Source organism: Comamonas avium (assembly GCF_014836675.1).
Taxonomy (GTDB): Bacteria; Pseudomonadota; Gammaproteobacteria; order Burkholderiales; family Burkholderiaceae_C; genus Comamonas; species Comamonas avium.
In genome coordinates this window covers 131,244-158,158 of sequence record NZ_JACSQK010000004.1, presented here as the reverse complement: position 1 = coordinate 158,158, position 26,915 = coordinate 131,244, and the positions used below count along the sequence as shown (strand labels likewise).

25 protein-coding genes and 1 pseudogene are annotated in these 26,915 nt (G+C 58.5%); 14 read left to right on the top strand and 12 right to left on the bottom strand.

Annotated elements, in window-relative coordinates; genetic code table 11:
- Positions 1 to 154 precede the first annotated feature (154 nt).
- The 6 genes from H9646_RS08465 to H9646_RS08440 form a co-directional block, all read right to left on the bottom strand.
- A complete protein-coding gene (locus H9646_RS08465) occupies positions 155 to 508 on the bottom strand; it encodes a hypothetical protein (protein ID WP_191722931.1) in 354 nt (117 codons plus the stop codon).
- A gap of 143 nt (positions 509 to 651) precedes the next feature.
- A complete protein-coding gene (locus H9646_RS08460) occupies positions 652 to 1,038 on the bottom strand; it encodes a nuclear transport factor 2 family protein (RefSeq protein ID WP_191722930.1) in 387 nt (128 codons plus the stop codon).
- A gap of 200 nt (positions 1,039 to 1,238) precedes the next feature.
- A complete protein-coding gene (azu, locus tag H9646_RS08455; RefSeq protein WP_191722929.1) occupies positions 1,239 to 1,694 on the bottom strand; it encodes an azurin in 456 nt (151 codons plus the stop codon).
- 327 nt (positions 1,695 to 2,021) lie between these two features.
- Complete coding sequence (locus tag H9646_RS08450; RefSeq protein ID WP_191722928.1) at positions 2,022 to 2,642, bottom strand: plasmid pRiA4b ORF-3 family protein; 621 nt, start codon at positions 2,640 to 2,642, stop codon at positions 2,022 to 2,024.
- 230 nt (positions 2,643 to 2,872) lie between these two features.
- Positions 2,873 to 3,844, bottom strand: a complete 972-nt coding sequence (locus H9646_RS08445; protein WP_191722927.1) for a Bug family tripartite tricarboxylate transporter substrate binding protein — start codon at positions 3,842 to 3,844, stop codon at positions 2,873 to 2,875.
- A 223-nt stretch (positions 3,845 to 4,067) separates the two neighbouring features.
- Positions 4,068 to 5,105: a CDP-6-deoxy-delta-3,4-glucoseen reductase gene (locus H9646_RS08440; RefSeq protein ID WP_191722926.1), complete on the bottom strand. Its 1,038-nt coding sequence runs from the start codon at positions 5,103 to 5,105 to the stop codon at positions 4,068 to 4,070.
- A 124-nt stretch (positions 5,106 to 5,229) separates the two neighbouring features.
- On the opposite strand from H9646_RS08440, the gene H9646_RS08435 reads away from it, so the two are divergent.
- Positions 5,230 to 6,168 carry an SDR family oxidoreductase gene (locus tag H9646_RS08435; RefSeq protein WP_191722925.1) on the top strand — a complete coding sequence of 313 codons (939 nt, stop codon included), beginning with the start codon at positions 5,230 to 5,232 and terminating at the stop codon, positions 6,166 to 6,168.
- A 3-nt stretch (positions 6,169 to 6,171) separates the two neighbouring features.
- Here H9646_RS08435 and H9646_RS08430 read toward each other — a convergent pair whose 3' ends face one another.
- Complete coding sequence (locus H9646_RS08430; protein ID WP_191722924.1) at positions 6,172 to 6,684, bottom strand: DUF4124 domain-containing protein; 513 nt, start codon at positions 6,682 to 6,684, stop codon at positions 6,172 to 6,174.
- 194 nt (positions 6,685 to 6,878) lie between these two features.
- On the opposite strand from H9646_RS08430, the gene ppk2 reads away from it, so the two are divergent.
- A complete protein-coding gene (ppk2, locus tag H9646_RS08425) occupies positions 6,879 to 8,042 on the top strand; it encodes a polyphosphate kinase 2 (RefSeq protein ID WP_191722923.1) in 1,164 nt (387 codons plus the stop codon).
- A gap of 123 nt (positions 8,043 to 8,165) precedes the next feature.
- Here ppk2 and H9646_RS08420 read toward each other — a convergent pair whose 3' ends face one another.
- Positions 8,166 to 9,077, bottom strand: coding sequence for a LysR family transcriptional regulator (locus tag H9646_RS08420; protein ID WP_191722922.1), 912 nt, complete (start codon positions 9,075 to 9,077; stop codon positions 8,166 to 8,168).
- Between the two features lie 110 nt (positions 9,078 to 9,187).
- Here H9646_RS08420 and H9646_RS08415 point away from each other — a divergent pair, with 110 nt between their 5' ends.
- The 7 genes from H9646_RS08415 to H9646_RS08385 all read left to right on the top strand — a co-directional run bounded on the left by H9646_RS08415 (position 9,188) and on the right by H9646_RS08385 (position 17,416).
- On the top strand, positions 9,188 to 9,850 hold the full coding sequence (locus H9646_RS08415) for an NAD(P)-dependent oxidoreductase (protein ID WP_191722921.1): 663 nt from the start codon (positions 9,188 to 9,190) through the stop codon (positions 9,848 to 9,850).
- A 99-nt stretch (positions 9,851 to 9,949) separates the two neighbouring features.
- On the top strand, positions 9,950 to 11,149 hold the full coding sequence (locus H9646_RS08410) for a sugar transporter (protein WP_191722920.1): 1,200 nt from the start codon (positions 9,950 to 9,952) through the stop codon (positions 11,147 to 11,149).
- Between the two features lie 157 nt (positions 11,150 to 11,306).
- A complete protein-coding gene (locus H9646_RS08405; RefSeq protein ID WP_191722919.1) occupies positions 11,307 to 13,490 on the top strand; it encodes a TonB-dependent hemoglobin/transferrin/lactoferrin family receptor in 2,184 nt (727 codons plus the stop codon).
- Positions 13,491 to 13,571: 81 nt separating this feature from the next.
- A complete protein-coding gene (locus H9646_RS08400; protein ID WP_191722918.1) occupies positions 13,572 to 14,654 on the top strand; it encodes a hemin-degrading factor in 1,083 nt (360 codons plus the stop codon).
- A gap of 7 nt (positions 14,655 to 14,661) precedes the next feature.
- Complete coding sequence (locus H9646_RS08395) at positions 14,662 to 15,543, top strand: heme/hemin ABC transporter substrate-binding protein (protein WP_404813095.1); 882 nt, start codon at positions 14,662 to 14,664, stop codon at positions 15,541 to 15,543.
- On the top strand, positions 15,540 to 16,598 hold the full coding sequence (locus tag H9646_RS08390; protein ID WP_191722916.1) for a FecCD family ABC transporter permease: 1,059 nt from the start codon (positions 15,540 to 15,542) through the stop codon (positions 16,596 to 16,598). Before H9646_RS08395 ends, H9646_RS08390 begins: the two co-directional genes overlap by 4 nt.
- Positions 16,595 to 17,416, top strand: coding sequence for a heme ABC transporter ATP-binding protein (locus H9646_RS08385; protein WP_191722915.1), 822 nt, complete (start codon positions 16,595 to 16,597; stop codon positions 17,414 to 17,416). Before H9646_RS08390 ends, H9646_RS08385 begins: the two co-directional genes overlap by 4 nt.
- Before the next feature lie 108 nt (positions 17,417 to 17,524).
- On the opposite strand, the gene ppsR is transcribed toward H9646_RS08385, so the two are convergent.
- Positions 17,525 to 18,358: a posphoenolpyruvate synthetase regulatory kinase/phosphorylase PpsR gene (gene ppsR / locus H9646_RS08380; protein WP_191722914.1), complete on the bottom strand. Its 834-nt coding sequence runs from the start codon at positions 18,356 to 18,358 to the stop codon at positions 17,525 to 17,527.
- 217 nt (positions 18,359 to 18,575) lie between these two features.
- Between ppsR and ppsA the strand changes: the two genes are divergently transcribed.
- The 4 genes from ppsA (at position 18,576) to H9646_RS08360 (ending at position 24,034) form a co-directional block, all read left to right on the top strand.
- Positions 18,576 to 20,966 (top strand): phosphoenolpyruvate synthase, encoded by a 2,391-nt coding sequence (ppsA, locus tag H9646_RS08375; protein ID WP_191722913.1) that lies wholly within the window; start codon positions 18,576 to 18,578, stop codon positions 20,964 to 20,966.
- Positions 20,967 to 21,005: 39 nt separating this feature from the next.
- Positions 21,006 to 21,338, top strand: coding sequence for a DUF4212 domain-containing protein (locus H9646_RS08370; RefSeq protein ID WP_225214100.1), 333 nt, complete (start codon positions 21,006 to 21,008; stop codon positions 21,336 to 21,338).
- Positions 21,316 to 23,406, top strand: a complete 2,091-nt coding sequence (locus tag H9646_RS08365; RefSeq protein WP_191722911.1) for a VC_2705 family sodium/solute symporter — start codon at positions 21,316 to 21,318, stop codon at positions 23,404 to 23,406. The genes H9646_RS08370 and H9646_RS08365 overlap by 23 nt, the downstream gene beginning before the upstream one ends.
- A gap of 178 nt (positions 23,407 to 23,584) precedes the next feature.
- Complete coding sequence (locus tag H9646_RS08360) at positions 23,585 to 24,034, top strand: hypothetical protein (RefSeq protein ID WP_191722910.1); 450 nt, start codon at positions 23,585 to 23,587, stop codon at positions 24,032 to 24,034.
- 82 nt (positions 24,035 to 24,116) lie between these two features.
- On the opposite strand, the gene H9646_RS18415 is transcribed toward H9646_RS08360, so the two are convergent.
- The 3 genes and pseudogenes from H9646_RS18415 to H9646_RS08350 form a co-directional block, all read right to left on the bottom strand.
- Complete coding sequence (locus H9646_RS18415; RefSeq protein WP_225214099.1) at positions 24,117 to 24,437, bottom strand: FKBP-type peptidyl-prolyl cis-trans isomerase; 321 nt, start codon at positions 24,435 to 24,437, stop codon at positions 24,117 to 24,119.
- Positions 24,438 to 24,464: 27 nt separating this feature from the next.
- Positions 24,465 to 24,809, bottom strand: a pseudogene (locus H9646_RS18410) (FKBP-type peptidyl-prolyl cis-trans isomerase); the annotation flags it as partial.
- A 101-nt stretch (positions 24,810 to 24,910) separates the two neighbouring features.
- Positions 24,911 to 25,216 (bottom strand): winged helix-turn-helix transcriptional regulator, encoded by a 306-nt coding sequence (locus H9646_RS08350; protein WP_191722908.1) that lies wholly within the window; start codon positions 25,214 to 25,216, stop codon positions 24,911 to 24,913.
- Positions 25,217 to 25,543: 327 nt separating this feature from the next.
- Here H9646_RS08350 and H9646_RS08345 point away from each other — a divergent pair, with 327 nt between their 5' ends.
- Entirely contained in the window at positions 25,544 to 26,773 is a 1,230-nt protein-coding gene (locus H9646_RS08345) for a CaiB/BaiF CoA transferase family protein (protein ID WP_191722907.1), read from the top strand.
- Positions 26,774 to 26,915: the final 142 nt, after the last annotated feature.

The following is a 26,915-nucleotide window of genomic DNA, read 5'->3' as shown; positions in this document are numbered from 1 at the left end:
CGCAGCGAATGAGCGTGCAGCAACAAGGGACAGACATTAAAAAGCCCGCATGTCCGCGGGCTGTGCTGTGGTGTGAAGTGCTGGTGCGTGGTTTTAAAAATATAGCTTTTAACGATTTCTGGGTGTGCGTTAGAGCGTTAGCTTTTATGATTTTTTACAACGCAATGGCAAGCCAGTCGCTTTCTACGCACACGCCGTTGTCCAGACTGGCGCGCACAACAAAGCCTTCATCCATGGCAATCAACTGCGCACTTTCTACGTGAAAGCCTTGCGTGGATTGTTCACTTTGGAACGAGAAATAACCGCGCAAAGGCAGCTCGGCAGCGCATTCCATATCGATGCCTGCGTGCTGCTCATTGAGCCATTGGCGTGCCGATTGCAAGGTGGTCGCAACCTGCAGGCACTCGGCTGGCACATCGATATGGGCGGTGCGTGTGATCTCGTCACCACTCAGAGCATGGAATTCGCCGATGGTGAAAAACGAGGTTGCAATGCTTTGCTGAGTCATGGTCTGGAGCGTTTTTGAGTGCTATGAAAAAGAGGGCATTGTGCGCTGTGCTGAAAAGACTTTAAGCAGACATGGCCAGTAATTTTTACTCCCAAACAAGCAAGCCCAGCATGGCTGGGCTTGGGGGTATCAAAAGAGGCCGCTTATTGCGGCTGTGCGTGAAATGCTTTGTTTGCTATCTTCCAGCCCTGTTCTGTTTTGAGCAGCACAAAATAGTCTGTGAAGGTGACGCTGCCATGGACCAGCGTAACTTTTGCCATGGCCGAGGTGCCGGTGATGTCCAGCCAGTCAATGCTGCGGCGGCGCGTGGACTCGTCGGGTGCAGGTGTATTGGTAAAACGCAGGCAGTAAAAGTCCAGATCCCAGGACGTCAGAGGACCTTCGCGCACGCTTTCCAGGCGGGCAGTGGGCAGGAAGGCAGCGCGCATGTGCTCGGCGTTGTCTTCTGCATGGCCGCGCATGTACATTTCCAGAGGCTGGCGAACGGCGCCTTCTTCGGGGTGTGGGGTCTGGTGTGCTGTGTGGTCCATGCGCTGGCTCCTCGGTGTGTTGTTGGGTGATCGCTGCCGCATGCTAGCGGTGAGCTGTCGAGAGATTGCATGTGCGCAGGTCACAGGTGTTTATCGAACACAGAAGTCTTGGAGCCAGGCAGGCAACAAAAAAGCCCCGGGGCGCAATGCCCGGGGCTTTTTGAAGAGATGCCGGCGCATGCACCGGCGGTCAGCGTGGATTAAGCGCCCAGCTTCAGCGCACCCTTCATGATGAAGGAGTGACCGGGGAAAGAGCAAAAGTAGGTGTAGTCAGTGCCAGCCTTGAGCTTGGCCACATCGATCACAACCTGGGTCGATTCACCACCACCAATGACCTTGGTGTGTGCGATGACGCGGGTGTCGCCAGCCTTGACATAGTCAGCAGCTGCGCCTGCCTTCATGCCATCTGCAGCAGCGGCGGTGGCGTCAGCTGCGGTGGTCAGTACCAGGTTGTGGCCCATCGAGGACTTGGGCATCTTGCCCACGTGCTTGAGGGTAACGGTGTAGTTCTTGCAGGACTTGGGCACTTCAATGTTCTTCACACTGAATTGCATTTGGTCATTACCTTCAACGGTAATAGCGCAGTCAGCAGCCATAGCTGGAGCAGCAATGCCACCAGCAGCCAGCAGGGCGAGCGTCATCAGAGTTTTTTTCATAGCGCAAATCCTTACGAAACAAATCGTTGTGAAGAGAGAGTTGCTCGGCAGTCACGAACCTTAGAACGGGTCTAACTGTCCAGTTGGCCGATATTGTGATCCTGAACTTTCAGACTTTTGTGAAATTCAAACTTTCTCCGAGCTAACGGAGAGCATTTTGTATTCAGGCATGACGCGGATCAATAAAACATGTGCAATTGCGCTGGATAACCGTTTGAAATGATTGAAAAAAGAGCAGATGGCGCTTTGTTTTTGGCACCTTTGAAGTCATTGGCCTTCGAAAGCCTTTAATCGCCTGCGCTAGCTGCTCTTTATTTTGAAAAGTCTCTATAGAAATGCGGTTTCTGGCTTAACTGCTGCCGATGTGCTTGGCCGCAGTAACTGCAAGGCGTGAATGCGGGCTTGTGCTGCTGGCAGATCAAAAAGCTTGGCATCGAAATCAGCTGGGTGCAGGCGCAATGCTGCATGGTGGCCCGGGTGCTGCTTGTCTTGAATAGCCTGCACAAAATCTGTAAATGCGGACATGCCGCCGCTCCAGTTTTCTGGTGGACATGCGTTGCGCCCGCCCAGGCAAATGGGCAGGCTGTGCAAGGCTTCAGGGCTGCCAATGGGGGTGCAGGCCTCCAGTTTGATGCGCAGTTGCCAGCCTGCGTTCAAGTCATACAGGTAGCGCACTGCCAGGGCCTGGCCTTGCAGCAGCTGGCTCAGGGTGTAGCGGCGTGCATCCATGGTGGGGTCTTCGGGCAAGTCGGCATTGGGCTGGCCGTAGCGCTGTCCCGCAATTTCAAAAGCGTAGCCGTGGCGGTTTTCCCAGCCCATGGCTGCCTGAATGGTGCGATGCAATTGGGCAAGGCTGGTGCTGTCTGCCACGACTAGGCGGCGCCAGATGGCGGGCTTGCTTTCGTTCAACTGGATGTGAAGCTGGTAGCTGCAGCGGATTTTGGGCATGGTGGTCTCCTCCCGGGGTCAATCACAAACCTGCGTCAAGCGCAGTTATCTCAATGCATGGCCACTTGTTTGTAGCGCAGCTGTTCTTTGCACGTAGCGGCTGCGGGTAAGTACTGACTGTCTGTGTGCAGGGGATTGGCGGGCAGCCTGAAAGCGACGGCGATTTGTGCTTGCACATGAAAAAGGCACCCGAAGGTGCCTTTTAAAACAGCATGCGGCATGCCGTGATATCAATCAACGCTGGCGCCTGAGGCCTTGACCACAGGGCCGTATTTGTTGCGTTCTGCAGCCATGAATGCCTGGAACTCTTTGGGCGTAGTGGGCACGGGTTCGGCCATCAAAGAGGCAAAACGTTTTTGCGTTTCGGGGTCCTTGAGGGCGTCAGTGAATGCCTTGTTGAGTTTTTCGAGTACATCGGCAGGTGTGCCCGCTGGTGCGACCAGGCCCCACCATGTATCAATGGCAAAGCCCTTGATGTTCTTGGACAGTGGAGGCACGCCGGGCAGCAGCTTGCTTTCGTCGGGGGTGGTGACGGCCAGAGCCTTGAGCTTGCCCGATTGAATGTTGCTGGATGCAGCAGCCAGGTTGTCGATGTTGAAATCAACCTCACCGGCCAGCAGCGCCAACTGGGCTGGGCTTGCACCGCGGTAAGGGATATGTACGGCTGTAAAGCCCAGACCCTGCTGCAGCATTTCACCAGCCAGATGACCCGCACTGCCATTGCCGCCGCTGCCATAGCTGAGCTTGCCGGGGTGGGCCTTGCCGTAGGCAGCCAGGTCTGCGACCGAGTTGATGTTCAGCTCTTTGGCCTTTTGCGTATTGAGCACCAGCACGTTGGGCACGCGCACCATCTGTGTGATGGCCGCAAAGTCCTTATCAGCATCGAAAGGCAGCTTCTTGTACAGCCATGGATTGACGGCGTGGGTGGCTACAGCGGCCAGTCCGATGGTCTTGCCATCTGGAGCCGCCTTGGCAATGGCATCTACTCCAATGTTGCCGCCCGCTCCGGGCTTGTTCTCCACAATCACGGTGCCCAGGCTATCGCGCACGCGCTCAGCCAGTATGCGGGATGTGACATCCAGCGGGCCGCCAGGTGCATAAGGCACGATCAGGCGGATGGGCTGCTCAGCAGCTTGAGCCAAAGGAGATGCCAGTGCCACGGCACAGACAACGGAGGACAGCAAGATGTTTCGACGGTTCATGGCAAGTATTGTGCAAGATTCGTCTGGATGGACTTGGGTATGCGCTGAGTTCGAGGTATTTGCAGCGTGATTCGCTTTGTTCGTTGAAGAATGCGGCGTGTCTGTTGCGAGTGCGCATTTTTTGTGCGTGGTACACCCAAGAGATTTTTTTGTCCAGTACAGGGCTTTGTAAGCAGCCGTAAAAAAGGCCGCGCAAGGCGGCCTCGTGCGGGCAGTGCCGCGTTTACTTGTCTGCTGCGCTGGTGAATGCGTCGGCAAAGAACGCTTCTTCTGGCAGAGCGCGCTGGCTGGTGTAGCTGGTACGGGCCGAATCCACCATGACGGGAGCGCCGCAGGCGTAGACCTCATGGCCCGACAGATCAGCAAAGTCATCCAGCACCGCCTGGTGCACATAGCCACTGCGGCCTGTCCAGTTGTCGGTGGGCTGAGCATCTGACACGACAGGCACGTAGCGCAGATTGGGCATGAGCGCAGCCAGTTGCTTGACCCATGCATCCTGGTACAGATCTTCTGGACGGCGACCGCCCCAGTACAGGCTGACAGAACGGGTAATGCCCTTGTGCTGCATGTGTGTCAGCAAACCCTGGATGGGGGCAAAGCCGGTGCCAGAGGCCAGGAACACCATGGGCTTGTCGGAGTCTTCGCGCAGGAAGAAGCTGCCAAAAGGGCCCTCAGTGCGCAAAATTTCCTTTTCCTTCATCGCACCGAACACATGGTCGGTGAACACCCCGCCGGGCATGTGGCGGATGTGCAGTTCAATACCGGGAGCCGTTTCCTGCACATGGGGCGCTGTGGCGATGGAGTAGGCGCGGCGTGTTCCGTCGCGCAAGATAAATTCAATGTACTGGCCCGCAAAATACTGGAACACGGTGTTGGCGGGCAATTGCAGCTGAACGCGCATGACGTCGTGCGAGAGCTTTTCGAAAGCGGCCACGCGCACTGGCATTTTTTTGATGGGGAAAGCGTGGGCGTCGGTGACTTGGCGCGACTCCAGCACCACATCGGTGTGTGCTGTTGCGCGGCAGGTCAAAATAAAGCCAGCCTCCAGCTCAGCGGGTGTCAAAGCCTTGTCGGAGTGGCTCTCGTGCGTGACTTCTCCGCTGAGTTTCTTGCATTTGCATGAGCCACAGGCTCCGTCTTTGCAGCCGTAGGGCAGGCCAACGCCGGCAGTGATGGCTGCAGCCAAAATGGTCTCGCTGCTGCTGGCGGAAAACTGGCGACCACTGGGTTCAACGGTGATCTGGAATGCGGGGGCGGTCATCTTCTAGCTATCCTTGGCGGTTTCTCAATGTGCGCTGACCTGCAGGGCAGGCGTGGCGCAGCACAGGCAATGGGCTGCACAAAGTGGCCCGTTGCACAACAGTATTCAATGGGGATACCCGATTTTGCCTTCAATCCAAATCCCGCGCGGTGCTTTGCCAGCAAGGTTTCGCCGAACGCGTGTGCTCATCATTGGCTGTGGGGATGTGGGCCAGCGTATTGCACAGGCGCTGCAGCTGGTGGCTGCGCAGACGCGCCAGCACGGTCCCAAGGTGCTGGCGTTGACGTCGTCGCCCGAGAAAGCAGCGGCATTGCGCCAGCTGGGCATAACGCCGCTGGTCGGGAATCTGGATGATCTGTCCAGCCTGCGCCGTTTGCGCGGGCTGGCGGATCGTGTCATTCACATGGCACCTCCGCCGGGGCAGGGGGCCTTTGATACGCGCAGTGCGCATGTGGTGCGTGTACTGCGCCAGGGGCGCTTGCCCAAGGCGCTGGTATATGGCTCTACCACGGGTGTTTACGGCAATTGCGACGGGGCATGGGTGGATGAAACGCGCACGCTGAACCCCACAACCGATCGTGCACGCCGGCGTGTCGATGCCGAGCAGCGCTTGCTGCACTTTGGCCAGCACAGTGGTCTGCGGGTGCAGGTGCTGCGTATTCCCGGTATTTACGCGCCCGACCGGGAGGGGGGCACGCCCCGCGGGCGATTGCTCAAAGGCTTGCCAGTCTTGAATGCACAAGACGATGTGTATACCAACCACATTCACGCTGATGATCTGGCGCGCATTGCCATTGCCGCCATGTGGCGTGGCAAACCGCAACGGGTCTATCACGCCAGTGATGACACGCAGATGCGCATGGGCGAGTATTTCGATCTGGCTGCCGACCTGTATGGCATGCCCCGACCACCGCGTGTGACGCGGGATGCAGCGCAGCAAATGCTGGCGCCCACCATGCTCAGCTTCATGGGCGAGTCACGCCGCATGCGCAATGCGCGTATCAAGCAGGAGCTGCGTGTGCGCCTGCGCTACCCCACGGTGCTGCAGGGCCTGGTGGCCTGAAGATCAGGGGCGGCTCCAGGTATTGCCTTTGCCGTCATAGCAGCGAAACACATTGCAGTTGTAGCTGCCAGTGTCGGGCTGGGGGCGTATGGGGGGTGGAGGGCGGATGTGCGGCGGACGGATGTGCGGTGGGCGGGGCGGGTACAGCGGCACATAGGTGGTGATGGGGTCGCTGGGGGGCACCTGCACGATCACGGGTGGCACTGGGCGCTGGGCTGCCAGTGCGGCAGCGCGTTGGGCATCGGCTTTTTGCTGGGCCGCCTCGCGCTCGGCCTGCAGTTGCTGGGCGGCGCGTTTGCGTTCCAGCGCTTGCTGGTACTGGGCTTCGTGCTGAGCCTGCTCCTGTGCGGTCAGGGGCGGCAAGATTTCTTGCACTTGCTTGCTGTTGGGGCACGTGCCATCGGTATAGGTAACGTGTCCGCTGGCATCCACACAGCGTATGACCTGGGCATGGGCGATGCCTGCGGTGTACAGGCATGTGATCAACGCAGCGAAGAAGTGGCGACAAGTGGTCATGACTGCAGGCTTATCTAGATCGGTGGAGCAACTTTCAACGGAAAAAGCAGTGCAGGTCAAGTGCAAAGGGCCGCATTGCTTGTCAGGTGCTTGCACTGCCCGCTTGTCGCGCAATGGTATCTTTATGTGTTTCCTAGTGACGTTTTTTTAGTCTGTGCACCCTGGATGGCGTGCGCGGCAAGGAGTTTTCGTGCATGGCTGATAAGCCCACCCCCAGCAATACCAAAAAGAGCGTCCGTAGTGCCGGCCATGGCACACGCAAGGCCAGCGCAGGCGATGTTGCAATGGGCAAGGATGAAAAATCCATTGAAAAGTTTGTAGCAGGTCAGGCTACACAGGCTGCGCAGAAAAGCCGTGTAGCGGCGGTGCTGAGTGTGCTGGACCAGCCGGGCAGTGACAAAGAGCGCGCCAAGGCGCTGCGTGCCTTGATCGAGGGTTCAGACCCCGAAGACCAGAAGGCCCTGCGCAAGGCGCTCAACCGGCTGGGGGGCAACGAGGCCACGGCCAAAGCCAATCCCGATGAAGAGTTGAGCAAGGACTGGAAGGACGGCGGCTACCCCTATGCCAACTTGCTGCGCCGCTCGGTCTATGAAAAGGACAAGTTCCGACTGCAGGTGGAGCTGCTCAAGCTGCAAGCCTGGGTGAAAGAGTCGGGCCAGCGCGTGCTCATCATTTTTGAAGGCCGTGATGCGGCAGGCAAGGGCGGCACCATCAAGCGTTTCATGGAGCACTTGAACCCCCGTGGCGCGCGCGTGGTGGCGCTGGAAAAACCGTCTCCCACCGAGCAGGGGCAGTGGTACTTTCAGCGCTATGTGCAGCACCTGCCCACGGCCGGCGAGATCGTGCTGTTTGACCGCAGCTGGTACAACCGCGCTGGTGTGGAGCGCGTGATGGGTTTTTGCACCGACGCGCAGTACAAGCAGTTCATGCAGGATGCACCGCAGTTTGAGCGCATGCTGGTCAGCAGCGGAGTGCATGTGGTGAAGTTCTGGTTCAGCGTCAGCCGCAAAGAGCAGCGCCGCCGCTTCAAGGAGCGCGAGTCGCATCCGCTCAAGCAGTGGAAGCTGTCGCCCATTGACCAGGCGTCACTGGACAAGTGGGAGGACTACACCCGCGCCAAAGAAGCCATGTTCTTTGAAACCGACACGGCCGATGCACCGTGGACGGTGGTCAAGAGCGACTGCAAAAAGCGCGCACGCCTGAATGCCATTCGCTATGTGCTCAACAAGCTGCCCTACAAGAACCGCGACATGGACAAGGTGGGCCGGCTCGATTCGCTGATTGTGGGCCGTGCATCGGCCATTTACGAACGTGGCGAAAAGCCTGAAGCAAAGTCTGAAAAATCCAGTGAAGAATAAAAAATAAGAGCTACTGGCGCTTGCTGCTACTTGTTTTCAAATACTTTTGTATCTGAAAACAATAGCCTGTAAGCGCTAGTAGCTATTAAATTTAAAAAGCAGCACCATGGCGGGCTGCTTTTTTTATGGGTTCACGCCATGCAGGGTGGCAAAGTAGGCCTGCAGCTCTTCAATGGCCTGCCGCACCTTGGCAGGTTGCGCATCGCGCTGCGGGGTGACGGCCCAGATGTCCAGCAGGCCCATGTCCCACTCTGGCAGCAGTTGCACCAGGCGGCCACTTTGCACGCTCTCGGTGACATCCATGGCCGAGAGCACCGCTACGCCCAGGCCTGCTTCGCACAGGGCTTGTACGGCCGTTTGGTGGTTGCTCAAGGCACGGGGCATGGCTTGTACGGTAAAGCGCTCACCGCTGTGTAGATGCTGCCAGATCAGCGCAAGCTGGTGTTGGTCGCGGTGGCTCAGCGTCAGCCAGGTGTCTTGCGCCAGGTGTGCGGGGTGCTGAGGAACTCCACCGCGTGCATGTATCCATGCAGGGGCAGCGCACAGCCAGTTGGGTGTGCTGGCCAGTTTGCGAGCCACCCAGTTGGAGTCGGCCTGCGGGCCAAAGCGCAGGGCCAGATCGACACGCGCCTGAATCAGATCGATGGGCACATCGTCCAGCAGCAAGCGCAGCCGCAGTTGCGGAAAACGCGCCAGCCAGGCTCCCAGCGCCGGGGCGGTATGGTGGGCAAAGCCCACGGGCGCAGCCAGACGCAGCTCGCCACTGGGAACTTGCTGCTCGGCGGCCAGTTCGGCGCGTGCGCGTTCGGCTGCAGCACTGAGCGTGGCGCACTGCACATAAAAGCGCTGGCCTGCATCGGTCAGGGAAATCTGCCGGGTAGAGCGGTGCAGCAGCGTGACGCCGCCTTCACGCTCCAGCTGACGGATGTGCTGGCTCACGGCAGAAGGGCTCATGCCCAGGCTGCGTGCAGCCGCAGTCATGGAGCCGTGCTGCACGACGGTGGCAAAAACTGCCATGCGTTTGAGATCGTCCATGCGCTCTATTGTGAAGTGCAGCTTCAAAGTGTTGGTGAAAACTGCGTGATTTTTTGCCGGTATTGCGTCTTAAGCTTCAGCAATTACTTCCCCATACAAGGAGTTTCGACATGAAAGTAGCGTTGATTGGAGCGACAGGTTTTGTAGGTGCTGCTGTTTTGCAGGAACTGGTGCAACGCGGTCATGAAGTGGTGGCGCTGGTGCGCGATCCAGCCAAGCTGCCCGCACAGGCGGGTGTGCAGGTGGTGCAGGCCGACGTAATGAACGCAGCCGCCGTGCAGCAGGCGGTGCGTGGCACGCAGGCCGTGCTCAGCACCTACAACGCGGGCTGGAACAATCCCAATATTTACGACGATTTTATGCGTGGCTCAGCGGCCATCGTGCAGGGTGTGAAAGCGGCAGGTGTAAAGCGCTATCTGGTGGTGGGTGGTGCGGGCAGTCTGTATGTGGCACCAGGTGTGCAGCTGGTAGATACACCCGAATTTCCTGCAGCCATCTACCCGGGCGCTTCTGCCGCGCGCGACATGCTCACGCAATTGCAAAAAGAAGACACCCTGGACTGGACTCTGCTCAGCCCAGCGGCGGGCTTTCACGCAGGCTCTGCAGCCCAGGCGCGTGGTCGCACCGGACAGTACCGTACTGGCAGTGATGCTCCGTTGATGCAGGAGGATGGGCAGCTGGGTGATATTTCTGTCCAGGACTTGGCGGTAGCGCTGGTCGATGCGCTGGAGCGCCAGTTGCACGTGCGTCAGCGTTTCACAGTTGCGTACTGACAGCTAAAGGGGCAAGTGCAGCGCAGCTGCAGCCCTTTGAAAGACGCGGCAACAATACAGGGGCACAGTCACTAGGCTGTGCTCTTTTTTTGTTCGGGTATGGCTGCTTCCAATACTGCTTCTTCTAATTTTCGTGCGTGGCTGAGCGTCAGTGCGCTGGCCATGGGTGCCTTTATTTTTAACACCAGCGAGTTTGTGCCTGTGGGCATGCTCAGCGACATTGGTGCCAGCTTTGGCATGCCAACCGAGCACGTGGGGCTGATGCTGACCATCTATGCCTGGGTGGTGGCACTGGCCTCGCTGCCGATGATGCTGCTGACGCGCAAGATAGAGCGACGCAGGCTGCTCATGGGCGTGTTTGCGCTGTTCATCGTCAGCCATGTAGCTTCGGGCATGGTGAGCAGTTTTGAGATGCTGATGGCCAGCCGCATTGGCGTGGCACTGTCACACGCGGTGTTCTGGTCCATCACGGCGGCTTTGGCGGTACGCATAGCCCCGGTGGGCAAGAAAGCGCAGGCGCTGAGCATGCTGGCCACGGGCACGACGCTGGCCATGGTGATGGGCATTCCCCTGGGGCGCGTGGTGGGCGACTGGCTGGGCTGGCGCACAACGTTTTGGGCCATTGGCGCTCTGGCCGTCGTGGTCATGCTGGTGCTGTCCAGACTGCTGCCTTTGCTGCCCAGTGAAAATTCAGGCTCTGCTTCCAGCATTCCCGTGCTGCTGCGCCGCCCTGCGCTGATGGCCATTTATGCCTTGCTGATTTTGGTGGTGACGGCGCAGTTCACCGTCTACAGCTATATCGAGCCTTTTGTGCAGGTGGTGGCAGGCTTGAGTGCGCATGTGACCACCGTGGTGCTGCTGCTGTTTGGCGGCATGGGCATTGTTGGCAGTGTCTTGTTCAGTGTGTATGGCGCGCGTTTTCCCAAAGGGTTCTTGCTGGTATCGATTGCGGCCATGGCTGCCAGCTTGCTGCTGCTGCTGCCAGTCAGCCAGCATGAAATGTCGCTGTATGCAATGTGCCTGGTCTGGGGCAGCGCCATGATGTGCATGGTGCTGGCCCTGCAGGCCAAGGTGCTGGCGCAGGCGCATGACGCCACAGACGTCGGCATGTCACTGTTTTCCGGCATCTTCAATATCGGCATTGGGGCCGGTGCGCTGCTGGGTAGCCAGGTGAGTCTGCATGCGGGCATGCAGCACATCGGCTGGGTAGGCGGCGTATTGGCCAGCGCCGCGTGTGTGTGGTGTGCGTTTGCCCAGCGGCGCTGGGGCAGGGCTGCCGGGGCAGGTGCCACGCAATAGCACAAGGAAAATTGCGCACCAGGAATGAGGTTTACATGTTGATGCTTATCAAATGATAACTATTCTCATATAATTTTCAATCCTGCAAGCTATCCCCAGACCGTTCTTGGTCCAGGTTCGCCAGCCATGTCACGAACTTTTTATCCGAGAACGCGTTATGCAACGAATGTCTGTGGGGGTGCGCCCTGTGGCTGCGGCTGCCATGTTGGCTTGTCTGTGGTCGTTTACTGCCCATGCTGCTGATCCCGTCTTGCCGTCGGTGACGGTGCAAGAGGCACAGGAAGCACTGGATCCTGCCCTTGTCCCTTACGCCACGGAGGTGGTAACCAAAGAGGACATTGAGCGCAAACAAATCCTGGATATTCGCGACGCAGTTCGCGACATGATCAATGTGGAAGTGCCTCGTGCGGCGCGCCGCGGCTCGGGCATCGGTGGCACGGCAGGGCGTGAAGGCAACACAGGATTTGAAATCCGTGGTCTGGGCGGCAACCGTGTGCAGACCCTGGTGGACGGCATTCCTCAGCCCGAATCCGATAGTTTCATGAACAGCCACAGCTTTGGGCGCGACTATGTCGACCCGCTGACGCTGGCTGGCATTGAGGTGCATAAAGGCGCCAGCGATGTCAGTTTTCCAGCAGGCGGCATTGCAGGCGTGGTGAATATGCGCACCTTGTCGCCCTATGACTTGCTGGGTGGCAGCAAAGATTTTGCAGGCCGCGCCCTGCTGGGCTGGCGCAGCGAAAACCAGGGGCGTACGCTGGGGCTGGCGCTGGCGGGCAAGGCTTCAGAGCAGTTGCAGTGGCTGGTTGCACTCAATGGCGACTGGAGTGACGAAGTCAGAACCATGGGCAAGGTAGGGGGCACTGGGCTGACCCGTACCAAGGCCAACCCAGAAGACAGCCAGCGCAGCTCGGCGCTGGCCAAGCTGGTGTTCAAGCCCGATGGCAGTCAGACCCATGTGTTCACGGTGGAGCATCGCCGCCAGGACACCGATATCAATAACTTGCACGACTTCAACAACGGCACGACCCGGTCGCACACTGAGTCTACGGACAGCCGCCGCACGCGTGTTTCTTTGCGCTCGGATTTTGCGCTGAACGCTCCAGCCGCCGATGCGCTACGCACCTATCTGGCCTGGCAGGACAGCAGCAACCGGCAACTGCTTGCGCTGGATACCACCACCGCCAACCGCATGCGCGTGCGCGACCATGCCTACGACGAGAGCATGCTGCAAGCGGGGGTACAGGCCTATAAGGCGCTGGGCATGCACCACCTGCAGTACGGCATGGATATGGCGCGCATGGACAACGAAACCAGCAGTCTGTCAACAGATGCGGGTGTGACGACTTCGGTGCCCAAAGGCCCGGACAGCCGCACGACACGATGGGGCGTTTTTGTAGAGGATCGCATCGAATGGGATGACTGGATGGTCAAGCCAGGCCTGCGCTATGAGTCGGTCAAGATAGACCCGGATGCTGGCAGCATCAACACCGGAGCATCGGGTGCCACGCTGGCCAGCAAGCGTTTCAGCGCGTGGCTGCCTCAGTTGGGTACGCAATTGAAGCTGGGGGGCGGGGTGCAGGCCTTTGCCAATTACCAGCGTGGCTTCCGTGCTCCGTCGTCAGGGGAGATGAACAATTACTTCGGCAACATCACGCCGTTTTATGGCTACTACATCCTGCCCAACCCCAATCTGAAGGCTGAGACCAGCAACAACTTTGAGCTGGGCCTGCGCGATGCAGAGGGCCTCTTCCAGTGGGAGGCCTCGGCTTTCTATGGTCGCTATCGCAACTTCATCGAGCGCTACGCCGATGCCGGCACGCTGCCCAGCAATCCGGCCGTGACCCTGCAGCAATCGCGCAACCAGGCCAAAGCCACCATCAAAGGGTTTGAGCTCAAAGGCAAGGCCCAAGTGGGCCAGTCCTGGGGCGGTGTGTGGCAGGTGCATGGCGGCTATGGCTACACCAAGGGTACGGGCGAGGATGGCAGCGGCCTGGAAAGCATTGCCCCGCACCAGTTGAAGCTGGGCGTGGGCCAGCAGGCAGCCAACTGGCGCTGGGAGCTGGCTGCCAGCCACAGTGCAGGCAAAAAGAAGAGCGATTTACCCACAGGCTCGCGCAGCCTGTTCCTGAGCCCCTCCTACACCGTGCTGGACTGGACCGCACAGGTGGCGCTGCGCAAAGACTTGCGCCTGAACGTGGGGCTGTACAACCTGACCGACAAAAAGTACTGGAACTGGTCGGATGTGCGTGGTGTGACAGCTGCGGCTGAGCGCGCTGCGATTGATGCCTACAGCCAGCCAGGGCGCAACGTACGCGTCTCGATGGTGCTGGATTTCTAAGGTGTGTGCCCAAGCGCTCGCTCTCAGCCACTGAGTGCGAGCGCTTTTTGTTTGCTTTATTTTCTAATCAGGAGCTACGCAATGAACGCCATGATTGATTCTTCTTTGGCTGATCACGCAGCCATCCGTTGTGCTTTTGTTCAGGCACGTGCCAATGGCTTGCGCGCCAAAGATGCAGCCCAAGCCATCGGCTCGAGCGAAGGCGCTGTGATAGCCGCCCATGTGGGCCAGCATGAGCAGCCGCTGAAAGCCCAGGCGCTCAAGCCAGAGTGGTTTGAAATTTTGTCGGCGCTGGAGCCTTGTGGCGACTTGATGGCACTGACCCGCAATGAATCGGTAGTGCACGAAAAAGATGGGGTCTACAAAGGCTTCAGCCGCGAAGGCCAGGTTGCTCTGTGCAACAACGATGACATTGATCTGCGTATTTTCTTTTTCCAGTGGCACGCTGGTTTTTACGTGACCGAGACTGGGCGTGATGGCAAGGTGATGCGCAGCCTGCAGTTTTTTAACAAGCACGGTGTGGCGGTACATAAAATTTATGCACGCGAGGCCACCAACCTGCAGGCACTGGAGGCCGTAGTCACCCGCTTTGTGGATGCGCGGGCGGATTACCAGTTCGTGCCAGCCGCCGCCCCGGCGGCGGTTGCTGATGACAGCAGCATGGACGCCGAAGGCCTGCGCACGGCATGGGCTGCCATGCAGGACACACACGACTTCTTTGGCATGCTCAAAAAATTTGGCTGTGAGCGCCAGCAAAGTTTCCGGTTGACGCAGGGGCTGTACAGCGAGGCATTGCATCTGAATGCCGTGACACCCCTGCTGGAGCAGTCCGCAGCAACAGCATTGCCCATCATGGTGTTTGTAGGCAGCAAGGGGTGCATCCAGATTCATTCCGGGCCTGTCAAGCAGGTCAGGCCCATGCAGTCTGCGGGCGGCGCGGACTGGATCAATGTGCTGGATCCTGGCTTTAGCCTGCATCTGCGCCGTGACCTGATCACCAGTGCCTGGCTGGTGCGCAAGCCGACATCGGACGGCATTGTGACTTCGGTCGAGCTGTTTGATGCCAGTGGTGATGTGGTGGCCATGTTCTTTGGTGTGCGCCACCCGGGCGAGCCAGAGCTGACAGCATGGCGTGATCTGGCCGAAAACTTGCCACGCGCCTGAGGAGACAGTGATGGCTGCAGAACTCTCTCGTCGCCAATGGCTGGCACTGGCAGCTGGTGCAGGTAGCGCCCTGTCGTTGCCCGCAGGCTGGGCACAGTCTGCCCAGCGTCCGGTGCAGCGCCTGATTACCGTGGGCGGTGCTGTCACTGAAGTTGTCTACGCTTTGGGCGCTCAGTCTTTGCTGGTGGCAACCGATACCACCAGCCTGTACCCGGAAGCTGCGAACCGCACGCCCAAGGTGGGATATCTGCGGCAATTGTCTGCAGAGGGGCTGCTTTCACTGCGACCCGATGCCATCGTCGGGGCCGCCGAGGCAGGGCCGGCCATTGTGCTGGAGCAAGTCAGGGCGGCAGGGGTGCGTGTGGAATTGATTGCTGCAGACCATAGCTTTGCAGAAGTATTGCGCAAGGTACAAACCGTGGGCCGTATTACTGGGCGTGAGGGGCAGGCCCAAACATTGGCCACGCAGTTGAAAGCGCAGTGGGCACAGGTGCAAAGCACCGTGGCACAGGCTCAGCGCAAACCCAAGGCTTTGTTCATCCTGTCGCACAGTGGTGCCCCGTTGGTGGCTGGCCGGGGCACTGCTGCCCACGCCTTGCTGAGCTTGGCGGGGGCCCAGAATGTGGTGCAGCAGTTTGAGGGCTACCGGCCACTGACGGCGGAGGCCATGGCTGCCGCTGCACCAGATGTGCTGGTCAACAGCACCCAGGGCATTGAAGCCTTGGGTGGTGTGGATGCTTTTTGGCGCAGGCCAGAACTGGCGTTGACCCCGGCCTTTGCCCGCAAGGCGCTGGTGATGATGGAGGCGAGCCAGCTGCTGGGATTTGGACCTCGTCTGCCTGAAGCGGTGTCTCAGCTGCACAGCCAGATGCTGAAAGCCACGGCATGACATCGTTCTGGCGCTTGCCCAGTGGCCGCCTGCATCCTCAGGTGGTCATTGGCGGTGGGGTTGTAGTGACGTTGCTGGCATTGATTCTGGGGAGCACACAGGGCGCTTACGCGATTGCTCCCTCTCAGTTGCTCTCTGTGCTGTGCAATGGGCTACTGGGGGGCAGCACGTCCAGCACCGAGCATCTGGTCTTCATGAACATTCGCCTGCCACGTCTCCTGCTTGGGCTGGTGGCAGGTGCAGGTCTGGGCCTGGCGGGGGCGTTGATGCAGGGCATGTTCCGCAATCCTCTGGCAGACCCCGGTTTGATCGGGGTCAGTGGTGGTGCAGCGCTGGCAGCAGCTTGCGCCATTGTGCTGGGACCGCTGTGGTTTGCCTCTTTGGGATTCACCCTCGGAAGCTGGACGCTGGCCGTCAGCGCGTTCATCGGAGGGGCGGCGGTAACGCTGCTGATTTATGGGCTGGCGCAATCGTCTGGCGGCACGCGTGTGGGGTTGATGCTGCTGGCAGGCATTGCCGTGAATGCGCTGGCAGGTGCTGGCCTGGGGTTCCTGAGCTATATCTCCAATGACGAGCAATTGCGCAACGTGCAGCTGTGGCTGATGGGCAGCTTGGGCCATGCGCGCTGGGCGACTGTCTGGCTGGTGGGCTGTGTGGTTGCGCTGTGTACCGTGGCGGCCATGGCACTGGCCCGCCCGCTCAACGCCATTGCTCTGGGTGAAGCGCAGGCGCAGTTGCTGGGGGTGCCCGTGGAGCGCACCAAACGCTATGCCATTGTGGTGACTGCGCTGGCAGTGGGATCGGTCACATCTGCCACCGGCGTAATTGGTTTTATTGGGTTGGTGGCACCGCATTGGGTGCGCCTGGTGGCAGGGCCGGATCATCGCTTGGTATTGCCAGGCTCTGCCTTGCTGGGGGCCAGCTTGGTGCTGGTGGCTGATGCGGTGGCGCGCACGGTCGTGCAGCCGGCAGAAATGCCATTGGGTGTGCTGACGGCTTTTATTGGAGTACCCCTGTTTTTGCTGATGCTGCGCCAGTTCAGGAACAAGTTATGACCGATGCCGTGAACAGTTTGTGCTGCGAGCACCTGCAGGTCACTGCACACGCGCAGGGCGATACCCTGGCACAGGTGCATGCCAGCGTGCAGTCTGGGCGTTTTACTGCCATCTTGGGGCCTAACGGGGCTGGTAAAAGCAGCCTGATGTCCATCTTGGTGGGATTGCGTAAGCCCTCGGCAGGCCGTGTTGTATTCAAAGGGCGTGCGCTGCAGCAATGGCCGGCAGCCGTTTTGGCCCAGCACATGGCGTTCATGGCGCAAGACACGCAGGTGGCATTCAGCTTTACCAGCCAGGAGGTGGTGGAGATGGGGCGCTACCCGCACCGCCATCACCCCAAAGCGGACGAAGCACACGTCGTGCAGTGCGCCATGCAAGCCACGGGTGTGATGCATCTGGCAGACCGGGAGGTGGCTACCTTGTCAGGTGGCGAGCGTGCCAGAGTGCATCTGGCAAGGGCGCTGGCTCAGGCGTGGCACCCTTTGCCCGACGGCAGCGCGCGCTGGCTGTTGCTCGATGAGCCCACGGCGGCTTTGGATTTGCAGCACCAGCATGCCTGCATGCAGTTGCTGCGCCAGCGTGCCGACCAGGGCTTTGGGGTGGTGGCCGTGCTGCATGACCTGAATCTGGCACTGCGTTATGCCCACGATGTGGTGGTGGTACCGGGGGGCGGGCAGGCCGTCCTCATGGGGCGGTGCCAGGATGTGCTGACACCTCAGTGCATTGAGCAAGTGTGGGGGGTGCGTGGAGAGTTGCTGCTCATGCAAGATGGTGTGCAGCAGTATGTGTTTGGCGCAGCGCCTGCAGCGGCGGCATGAACGCGAAAAAAAAGCTTCTAGCCTTTACGCAGTAAGGGGTAGAAGCTAATTTGGCGGTTTTTTGAACGAAAAGCTGCTTGCTCAACAGCGATGTATCGAGGCTCGTGCTCAGCCGTGCATGCCCATGCCCAGGCGGTGGGGCAGCACCTCTTGCAAGATGGTGGTCGAAATTTCTTCGATGGATTTGGTGGTGGTGGACAGCCAGCTGACACCTGCGCGGCGCATCATGGCTTCGGCTTCATGCACTTCGCTGCGACAGTTTTCCAGACTGGCGTAGCGTGAGTTGGGACGGCGCTCGTTGCGTATGGTAGACAGCCGGACGGGGTCAATCGTCAGGCCAAACAGCTTTTTCTTGATGGGCTCCAGCGCTGGAGGCAGCTTTTTGCGCTCAAAGTCTTCAGGAATCAGCGGGTAATTGGCTACTTTAAGACCAAATTGCATGGCCAGATACAGGCTGGTGGGGGTCTTGCCCGAGCGGCTCACACCAACCAGCACCACGTCTGCGCCCGTCAGGTCATGGTTGGTCTGACCGTCATCGTGGGCCAGCGTGTAGTTAATGGCCTCCATGCGGTCCAGATATTCCTTGCTCTGGCTGATATCACTGAAGCGGCCCACACGGTGCTGGCTTTTCATGCCCAGCTCTTCTTCCAGCGGCTGTACAAAGGTGCCAAACATGTCCATCAGCAAGCCTTTGCAGTGATCGGCAATCACTGTCACCACTTCCTGATTGACCAAAGTGCTAAAGACAATCGGCTTTTTGCCTTCCACTTCGCCTGTGTGGTTGATCTGGCGCACCGCCTGATGGGCCTTGTCTACCGTATCTACAAAGGGAATGCGCACGATGCGTGGCTTGATGTCAAACTGGGTCATCAAAGCCGTACCAAAAGTCTCGGCGGTGATCCCGGTGCCATCAGAAATAACGAATACGGTGCGCGTGTGCATGGGTAAGCAATTCCATTTAAATCAAACCCCGGTGTTACGGTGAAAAACTCCGACCGGGCCTACAATAGCGCCCATTATTCCCAATTTCGCTCGCATGCTGATCGATGACCGACAACCAGAACATCCAAGTTGTCGTCGAAAACATGTGAGATCACCAGTGAGCGTGCTTGTTGGGCAGGCTGCTGGAGCGTCCGGTTTTTAACTTTGGAGCCTTCCCATGTCTAACCGATTTGAAGCGGCCGCTTTGGTCGTTCCTTTCGAAAACTTGCGCATGAGCGACGTTGAGGTTGTTGGCGGTAAAAACGCCTCCCTCGGCGAGATGATTTCCCAACTGCCACAGGGCGTGCGTGTGCCTACGGGCTTTGCCACCACCGCCCATGCCTTCCGCCAGTTTCTGGCTTTTGAAGGGCTGGCTGACAAAATCTCGGCCAAGCTGGCAGCACTGGATGTTGAAGACGTGCGTGCACTGGCTCAGGTGGGTGCAGAAATCCGTGCGCTGGTGGAAGCCCAGCCTTTCCCTGCAGATCTGGAAGCCGCTATCCGCGCCGCTTTCATCACACTGCACGGTGGCAATGAAGCGGCTTCGTTTGCGGTGCGCTCTTCAGCCACTGCAGAAGACTTGCCCGATGCCTCGTTTGCCGGTCAGCAAGAAACTTTCCTGAACGTGGTGGGCATTGAAGATGTGCTGCACAAGATGAAGGAAGTGTTTGCCTCGCTGTACAACGACCGCGCCATCTCGTACCGCGTGCACAAGGGCTTTGAACACGATGTGGTCGCCCTGTCTGCAGGTGTGCAGCGCATGGTGCGCTCTGACCTGGGCGCAGCTGGCGTGATGTTCACCATCGACACCGAATCTGGCTTTGAAGACGTGGTGTTCATCACTTCCAGCTATGGCCTGGGCGAAACCGTGGTGCAAGGTGCCGTGAACCCCGATGAGTTCTACGTGCACAAGCCCATGCTCAAGGCTGGCAATAACGCGCTGATCCGCCGCAACCTGGGCTCCAAGCTGATTCAGATGGTGTTCTCTACACCGGAAGAAAAAGCCGCTTCGGGCAAGCTGGTCAAGACCACGGACGTGGCTCCCGAATTGCGCAACCGTTATTCGCTGACCGATGCTGACGTGCAAGAACTGGCCAAGTACGCGCTGGTCATTGAAGAGCACTATGGCCGTCCCATGGACATTGAGTGGGGCAAAGACGGCACCGACGGTCATCTTTACATCCTGCAAGCCCGCCCTGAAACCGTGAAAAGCCAGGCCAAGGGTCAGGCTGAGTTGCGTTACAAACTCAAGGGCACAGGCAATGTGCTGGCCGAAGGCCGCGCCATTGGCCAAAAGATTGGTACTGGCCGCGTGCGTCTGGTGTCTGACATTGCGCAGATGGACCAGGTACAGGCTGGCGACGTGCTGGTGACCGACATGACGGACCCCAACTGGGAGCCCGTGATGAAGCGTGCTGCCGCCATCGTGACCAACCGCGGTGGCCGTACCTGCCACGCGGCGATCATTGCGCGTGAACTGGGGATTCCTGCTGTTGTGGGCTGTGGTGATGCCACTGCCCGCTTGAAGGACGGCACCTTGGTGACCGTGTCTTGCTCTGAAGGCGATACCGGCAAGATCTATGACGGTTTGATCGAAACCGAAGTGACTGAAGTGGTGCGCGGCGAAATGCCTGAGATCAGCACCAAGATCATGATGAACGTGGGCAACCCCCAGCTGGCCTTTGACTTTGCACAGTTGCCCAACCAGGGCGTGGGGCTGGCTCGTCTGGAGTTCATCATCAATAACAACATTGGTGTGCACCCCAAGGCTATTTTGGACTACCCAGCGGTGGATCCTGACCTGAAGAAGGCCGTGGAATCGGTGGCACGAGGCCACGCTTCTCCGCGTGCGTTCTATGTAGACAAGGTTGCTGAAGGTGTGGCCACCATTGCTGCAGCGTTCTGGCCCAAGCCGGTGATCGTGCGCATGTCGGACTTCAAGTCCAACGAATACCGCAAGCTGATCGGTGGCAGCCGCTATGAGCCCGAGGAAGAGAACCCGATGCTGGGTTTCCGTGGTGCAGCACGTTACATCTCTGAAGACTTCGGTGAGGCCTTCAAGATGGAATGCGAAGCCCTGCGCCGCGTGCGTGAAGACATGGGTCTGACCAATGTGCAGATCATGATTCCTTTCGTGCGTACCTTGAAGCAGGCTGAGCGCGTCACCACCATGCTGGGCGAAAACGGCCTCAAGCGCGGTGAGAACGAGCTCAAGCTGATCATGATGTGCGAAGTGCCTTCCAACGCCATTTTGGCCAATGAGTTCCTGGAGTTCTTCGACGGCTTCTCGATCGGCTCCAACGACTTGACGCAGCTGACGCTGGGTCTGGATCGTGACTCGGGTCTGGAATTGCTGGCGCAAGACTTTGATGAGCGCGATCCTGCGGTCAAGAAGATGCTGGAGCTGGCGATTGACGCTTGTCTGGCCAAGGGCAAGTACGTGGGTATCTGCGGACAGGGCCCTTCGGACCACCCTGACTTCGCCAAGTGGCTGGCAGACAAGGGCATTGTGTCGATTTCGCTCAATCCCGACACCGTGATCGACACCTGGCAAAATCTGGCTGGCTAAACCAGTGAAAGGCCTGTGATGCAGCTGTCTGAACACGATATGCATGACGGGCCTCAGTCAACCTCTGTAAGCGGGGGGCAGATGCCACCCGACTTGCACGACACACACCACCTGTGGCTCAAGGCAGTTTTGCTGGCGGTCTGGGTGGTGTTTTCTTTTGGTGTGTGCTTTTTTGCACGGGACTTGCAGGCATGGGCGCAAGGCTGGCAGCTGGGCTACTGGATGGCCGCCCAAGGGGCAGTCCTGATGTTCATGCTGATCGTGCTGGTTTACTGTGTGGTGATGGATGCTTTTGAGCGCACGGGTGCACAAAACAGCCAGGAAGATTTGATCGCCACACACACTCCCCATGTCCATTCTGACCGGCGCTAGCAACGCCTCTTCTTCTCGCGCTCGTGCCTATTTGTGGCGTGTTCACCGGCTGGTAGGCCTGTATTGCCTGTGCGTGATTGCATTTTTGCTGCTGATGTACTGGGCTGAGCGGCAAGGACTCTCGCGCCATTGGATCGGCCCTATCTTTCTGTTTATACCGGTCATGGTGTATGCCGCCATCGGGGTGTGGGGGCGCACCAGCGATGCCGATGAGTATTACGTCGCGGGACGCCGTATTCCTCCCATGTACAACGGCATGGCCGCCGCTGCAGACTGGATGAGCGCCGCCTCATTCATCAGTTTGTCCGGGGCTTTGTATCTGCAAGGGTTTGGCGGCTCCAGCGGGCAGCCGGGAGGGCTGGCCTATCTACTGGGGTGGACCGGGGGATTCTGTCTGGTGGCCATGCTGGTTGCACCGCATTTGCGGGCGATGAATCTCTACACCCTGCCAGATTTTTTTCAGCAGCGTTTTGGCGGGCACTGGCCGCGAATCATTGCCGCCCTGGCTTCGATCGTGTGCTCATTTACCTATGTAGTGGCACAAATTTATGGCGTTGGCCTGATCGCATCTCGCCTGACGGGGGTGCAGTTTGAAATTGGCATCATGCTGGGGCTGGGCGGGGTACTGTTGTGCTCTTTTTTAGGGGGCATGCGTGCGGTGACCTGGACACAGGTGGCGCAGTACGTAGTGATTCTGCTGGCATTTTTGATTCCGGTGTCGTGGCTCGCGTACAAGCAGCTGGGCAACCCGGTGGCGGCTGTGGCCTATGCAGGACAGCTGCAAAAAATTGCGGAACTGGAAGAGCGGCTGCTGGTATCACCCGAAGAACTGGCTGTGCAGCAAGCGTACAGCGACCGCGCCGATATGCTGGAGGCCAAGCTGCAGGATGTGCCTCTGGCCCTGGAGCGTGAGCGGCTGGTGTTGCATGAACGCATCCGCTACCTGCGCTCGGTCAACAGCGATGTGGGGCAAATCGTGGCAACCAGCCGTGAATATGCCAATTTGCCGCGCAACGCACAGACGGCTGAACAGCAGTGGCGCCAGCAACTGCAGGAGTACCGGGAGCGTGCCCAGCCGCTGTCGGGTTTGCCACGCCACAGCCAGCCGTTTGGGGGCAATCCTGATGGCACGGAGCAAGAGCAAAAGCAGTTCAATGATGAACGTAATAATTTCTTGGCACTGATGTTTTGCCTGATGCTGGGCACTGCAGGCTTGCCGCATTTGCTCACCCGCTACTACACCGTGCCCTCGGTTTCGGGCGCGCGCACCTCGGTGGCATGGACGCTGTTCTTTATTGGCGTGCTGTACTTGTCGGCGCCGGCCCTGGCGGCCCTCATCAAGCTGGAGGTGATGAACAATTTGGTGGGTGTGCGCTTTGATGAACTGCCCAGCTGGATTGCCCAGTGGGCGCGGGTGGATGCGTCGCTGCTGTCTGTGGAAGATGTGAACCACGACGGGATTTTGCAGTTTGGCGAGCTGCGTCTGGGCGCCGACCTCATCATGCTGGCCACGCCTGAAATTGGTGGGCTGCCCTATGTGATTGCGGGCTTGGTGGCTGCCGGGGGGCTGGCTGCGGCGCTGTCTACGGCGGATGGCTTGCTGCTCACCATCAGCAACGCGCTGGTGCGTGACCTGAATTTCCAGAAACGCTCTGGCAGGACGTCACCAGAGCAGCGGGTGATTTTGTCGAAATTTGTGTTGATGGCGGTGGCCTTGCTGGCCGCCTGGGTGGCCGGACAGCGGCCTTCAGACATTTTGCCGATGGTGGCAGCTTCATTTTCTCTGGCAGCTTCTGCATTTGTACCGGCGATGGTCCTGGGAATTTTTTGGCGCGGTGTGACGCGCTGTGGCGCCGTCTTTGGCATGCTGGCAGGGCTGGGTATCACCCTTTACTACATGCTTTCACACGCAAAACTGGTTCAGCAGTGGGTGCCCAGCATGTTGCTGGCAGATGGTCTGTGGTGGGGGCTGCAGCCTATTTCGGCTGGCGTATTTGGCGTGTTTCTGGGTGTGATCGTGACGGTATCAGTGAGTATGCTGACAGCCCATTCATATCAAAAGAAGTAGCTGTTATCGCTTGATCCACTTGTGTTTCAAATATAAAACTATCTGAAATCATTGCTGATAAAGCGTTGAATGCTATAGATAATAGTCTGACGGATTCCTTCCCAACATGGATTGCCCCAATGCTGGCTGCACATGATGTATGCGATGCTTGATTTCAAACAAGCAAAGGGACGAGCACATGAACGCGCTTTTGATCAAGACGGAGCAAGGTCAGCAAGCTTTTAAGGCACGCAGCGCGCAGTTGGCGGGGAAGTTACGTTCGGCATACTTGCTGTTTGATGGGCAGCGTACGGTGCAAGATGTCCTCAAGGCCACGCAGGGGCTGGGCGTGACTTTGCAAGATATTGATGCCCTGCAGCAAGCGGGCCTGCTCGCTGCCATGCAGCCCTTGCCAGCCGAGCTGGAACCAGTGGCATTGGCCAAGCTGCGCACCCCTCAGGAGCGCTACCGCGATGCCTATCCTTTGGCAGTGGCCTTGACGGGCAAGCTGGGCTTGTCGGGTTTCCGTCTTAATTTATCGGTGGAAGGTGCAACCGGTTATGAAGCACTGGCGGCAGTGGCGCCCAAAATCAAAGAAGCGGTTGGGCAGCAAGCGTATGTATCTCTGGAGCAGGCGCTGTTTGCTTGAGTTTGAGTGCAATGCCAGAAAAAACAAAAGCGGCCTGTCTCAGACAGGCCGCTTTTACTTGGCAATGATGGATCGCTGGGGCTTAGACGGCCAGCAACTCCACATCAAACTTGAGCGTAGCGTTGGGGGGAATCACACCGCCAGCGCCGCGGGCACCATAGCCCAGCTCTGAAGGAATGATCAGCGTGCGCTTGCCGCCAACCTTCATGCCTTGCACACCTTGGTCCCAGCCCTTGATGACCATGCCGGCGCCCAAGGTGAACACGAAGGGGTCGTTGCGGTCCTTGCTGGAGTCGAACTTGGCACCTTGCTGGCCATCTTTGTACAGCCAGCCGGTGTAGTGCACAGTGACGCGCTTGCCGCGTGTGGCTTCAGCACCTTCACCGACCACGGTGTCTTCCATCTGCAAAACGGGGGCTGCTTTGGTGGACAGCAGTTCCACTTCAAATTTCAGCGTGGCGTGAGGAGGGATCACACCGCCTGCGCCTTGAGCGCCATAGCCCAGTTGTGCTGGGATGATCAAGGTGCGCTTGCCACCGACCTTCATGCCTTGCACGCCCTCATCCCAGCCGCGAATCACCATGCCTTCGTCCAGCGAAAACTCAAAAGGCTCGCGGCGGTCCTTGCTGGAGTCAAACTTGGCGCCTTGCTGGCCGTCTTGAAAGAGCCAGCCTGTGTAGTGCACCTTTACATCAGCGCCGCTGATGGCTTCGGCGCCTTCACCGACAACGGTATCTTCGTATTGCAGGCCAGAGGCAGTGGTGGTCAGTGCCATGGGAGGGTTCCTTGTTCAGAGTTCTCAAATAAAAACAGGCACTGTGAGTGCCTGTTTGAGTGGGTGGCAGCAAAGGTGCTGCCACGAGGCTGGTGCCTAGATTACTTCTTCGCGCGGGCGGCTGCCCAGCGTGTGGCAAAAGCCTGTAGATCGCTAAGGCGCTTGAGCAAATCCTGTCCCGATGGGGTGACGGTGTAGCCGTCATTGCCATGCTCCATCAAACCCTCTTCACGCAGCTCTTTGATGCGGGTGTTCAAAGTATTGGGAGTGATACCGCCCACGCTGTCTTGCAACAAACGGAAGGTCTGGGGGTGGCCATCACGCAGTGCCCACAGTACGCGCAGTGCGTAGCGGCGCTCGAGTTTTTCGAGCAACTGATTGATAGCGGCGTTTTCCTTAGAGCTCATGGACGCTTCTCCTTGCGCTGAGATGGGGGATGGAGCGGGCCGCATTAGGCACCGAACCAAGTTGGTTGGACTATAGCTTTGAATCTTGTCTGCTACAAGTTTAGTAGCTCGTCGCTAAGAATCGCTAGGCTGTAAAGCCGGAAAATCGTCAAATAACATGCTTTTGTTGCTGCGCAGCCACGTTCTAAAGGCTGGGCACTCATCTTCGGGGATGGCCGGACTAGCGAATGCATGGGTGGCGGCTACAGCGTAGCTTTCTAAAATTGTGGATTGACAGGGGAAACCCTGATCGCGTGCCAGTGCCGCTGTTTGAAGCTTTTTGCCACCATGACCGACCCCGTTGTTTCCGATATTCCCGTTTCCAGCCCCTCTAAATCACTACCGTTGCAAGGCATTCGTGTCGTGGAATTCAGCCATATGGTGATGGGACCTGCTTGTGGCATGGTTCTGGCCGATTTAGGGGCTGAGGTCATCAAGGTGGAGCCCCTGGCGGGCGACTTGACGCGCAACCTCTTGGGGGCAGGTGCGGGTTTTTTCCCCATGTTCAACCGCAACAAGAAAAGCGTTGCGATTGATCTGCGCCAGCCTCAAGGGCTGCAGGCTGCTATTCGCCTGGCATCCACCGCTGACGTGGTGCTGCAGAACTTCAAGCCTGGAGTGATGAAAAAGTATGGGCTGGATTACGCCACGCTGTCGAAGTTGAATCCCAGCATGATCTATGTGAACCACACTGGTTTTCTGCCCGGACCTTATGAACACCGCACTGCGCTGGATGAGGTGGTGCAGATGATGGGTGGGCTGGCGTACATGACGGGTCGGCCCGGAGACCCCTTGCGCGCAGGCTCCAGTGTCAACGACATCATGGGGGGCATGTTTGGGGCTATTGGTGCCTTGGCGGCCTTGATGCAGCGTGCGCAAACTGGCAAAGGGCAGGAGATTGATTCGGCGTTGTTTGAAAACAATGTGTTCTTGGTGGGCCAGCACATGATGCAGTACGCAGTCACGGGTCAGCCAGCGGCACCGATGCCGGAGCGCATTTCGTCCTGGGGCCTGTACGACGTGTTCAGCGTCAAAGACGGCGAGCAGATTTTCCTGGCGGCTGTCAGCGATGCTCAGTGGCGTACTTTCTGTACCGCCTTGGGTTTTGAAGATATGGCGGCAGACCCATTGCTGCAAACCAATAATGACCGTGTGCGGGCACGCGCCACGCTGATGCCACAGCTGCGCCGCCGCCTTGAGGGCCTGAGCGCAGCGCATCTGGCGCAAGTGTTTGAAGCGCACCAGCTGCCATTTGCGCCTATCTCGCGGCCTGAGCAATTGCTGGATGACCCACATTTGCTGGCGACGGGGGGCTTGGCGGATGTCGTGCTGAGCGATGGTGATCTGGCGGGCCAGACGGCCAAGACCACGCTGCTACCCATTCGCATGGATGGAGAGCGTTTGGGTGTGCGCAGCAATCCGCCCAAGCCAGGAGAGCATACGCAAGTGCTGTTGCAGTCTTTGGGCTACACGCAGCAAGAGATTGATGCACTGCTGCAATCGAATGCGATTGCCTGAAATGAGGATGCGTTTTGACGCTGACGCCAAAAGCGCTTGCAGGGATTGAATTTCAGGAGTTTTGGAAAGACAAATAAAAAAAGGAGACCGCTGGGTCTCCTTTTTTTGTAGCTGCACTGACCTGCCTTGGCAGGCAGGTGGC

Coding starts and splice junctions, on each gene's coding strand:
- H9646_RS08465 (WP_191722931.1), bottom strand. CDS start 508: ATGACTCAGCAAAGCATTGCAACCTCGTTTTTCACCATCGGCGAATTC.
- H9646_RS08460 (WP_191722930.1), bottom strand. CDS start 1,038: ATGGACCACACAGCACACCAGACCCCACACCCCGAAGAAGGCGCCGTT.
- azu (WP_191722929.1), bottom strand. CDS start 1,694: ATGAAAAAAACTCTGATGACGCTCGCCCTGCTGGCTGCTGGTGGCATT.
- H9646_RS08450 (WP_191722928.1), bottom strand. CDS start 2,642: ATGCCCAAAATCCGCTGCAGCTACCAGCTTCACATCCAGTTGAACGAA.
- H9646_RS08445 (WP_191722927.1), bottom strand. CDS start 3,844: ATGAACCGTCGAAACATCTTGCTGTCCTCCGTTGTCTGTGCCGTGGCA.
- H9646_RS08440 (WP_191722926.1), bottom strand. CDS start 5,105: ATGACCGCCCCCGCATTCCAGATCACCGTTGAACCCAGTGGTCGCCAG.
- H9646_RS08430 (WP_191722924.1), bottom strand. CDS start 6,684: ATGACCACTTGTCGCCACTTCTTCGCTGCGTTGATCACATGCCTGTAC.
- ppk2 (WP_191722923.1), top strand. CDS start 6,879: ATGGCTGATAAGCCCACCCCCAGCAATACCAAAAAGAGCGTCCGTAGT.
- H9646_RS08420 (WP_191722922.1), bottom strand. CDS start 9,077: ATGGACGATCTCAAACGCATGGCAGTTTTTGCCACCGTCGTGCAGCAC.
- H9646_RS08415 (WP_191722921.1), top strand. CDS start 9,188: ATGAAAGTAGCGTTGATTGGAGCGACAGGTTTTGTAGGTGCTGCTGTT.
- H9646_RS08410 (WP_191722920.1), top strand. CDS start 9,950: ATGGCTGCTTCCAATACTGCTTCTTCTAATTTTCGTGCGTGGCTGAGC.
- H9646_RS08405 (WP_191722919.1), top strand. CDS start 11,307: ATGCAACGAATGTCTGTGGGGGTGCGCCCTGTGGCTGCGGCTGCCATG.
- H9646_RS08400 (WP_191722918.1), top strand. CDS start 13,572: ATGAACGCCATGATTGATTCTTCTTTGGCTGATCACGCAGCCATCCGT.
- H9646_RS08390 (WP_191722916.1), top strand. CDS start 15,540: ATGACATCGTTCTGGCGCTTGCCCAGTGGCCGCCTGCATCCTCAGGTG.
- H9646_RS08385 (WP_191722915.1), top strand. CDS start 16,595: ATGACCGATGCCGTGAACAGTTTGTGCTGCGAGCACCTGCAGGTCACT.
- ppsR (WP_191722914.1), bottom strand. CDS start 18,358: ATGCACACGCGCACCGTATTCGTTATTTCTGATGGCACCGGGATCACC.
- ppsA (WP_191722913.1), top strand. CDS start 18,576: ATGTCTAACCGATTTGAAGCGGCCGCTTTGGTCGTTCCTTTCGAAAAC.
- H9646_RS08370 (WP_225214100.1), top strand. CDS start 21,006: ATGCATGACGGGCCTCAGTCAACCTCTGTAAGCGGGGGGCAGATGCCA.
- H9646_RS08365 (WP_191722911.1), top strand. CDS start 21,316: ATGTCCATTCTGACCGGCGCTAGCAACGCCTCTTCTTCTCGCGCTCGT.
- H9646_RS08360 (WP_191722910.1), top strand. CDS start 23,585: ATGAACGCGCTTTTGATCAAGACGGAGCAAGGTCAGCAAGCTTTTAAG.
- H9646_RS18415 (WP_225214099.1), bottom strand. CDS start 24,437: ATGGAAGACACCGTGGTCGGTGAAGGTGCTGAAGCCACACGCGGCAAG.
- H9646_RS08350 (WP_191722908.1), bottom strand. CDS start 25,216: ATGAGCTCTAAGGAAAACGCCGCTATCAATCAGTTGCTCGAAAAACTC.
- H9646_RS08345 (WP_191722907.1), top strand. CDS start 25,544: ATGACCGACCCCGTTGTTTCCGATATTCCCGTTTCCAGCCCCTCTAAA.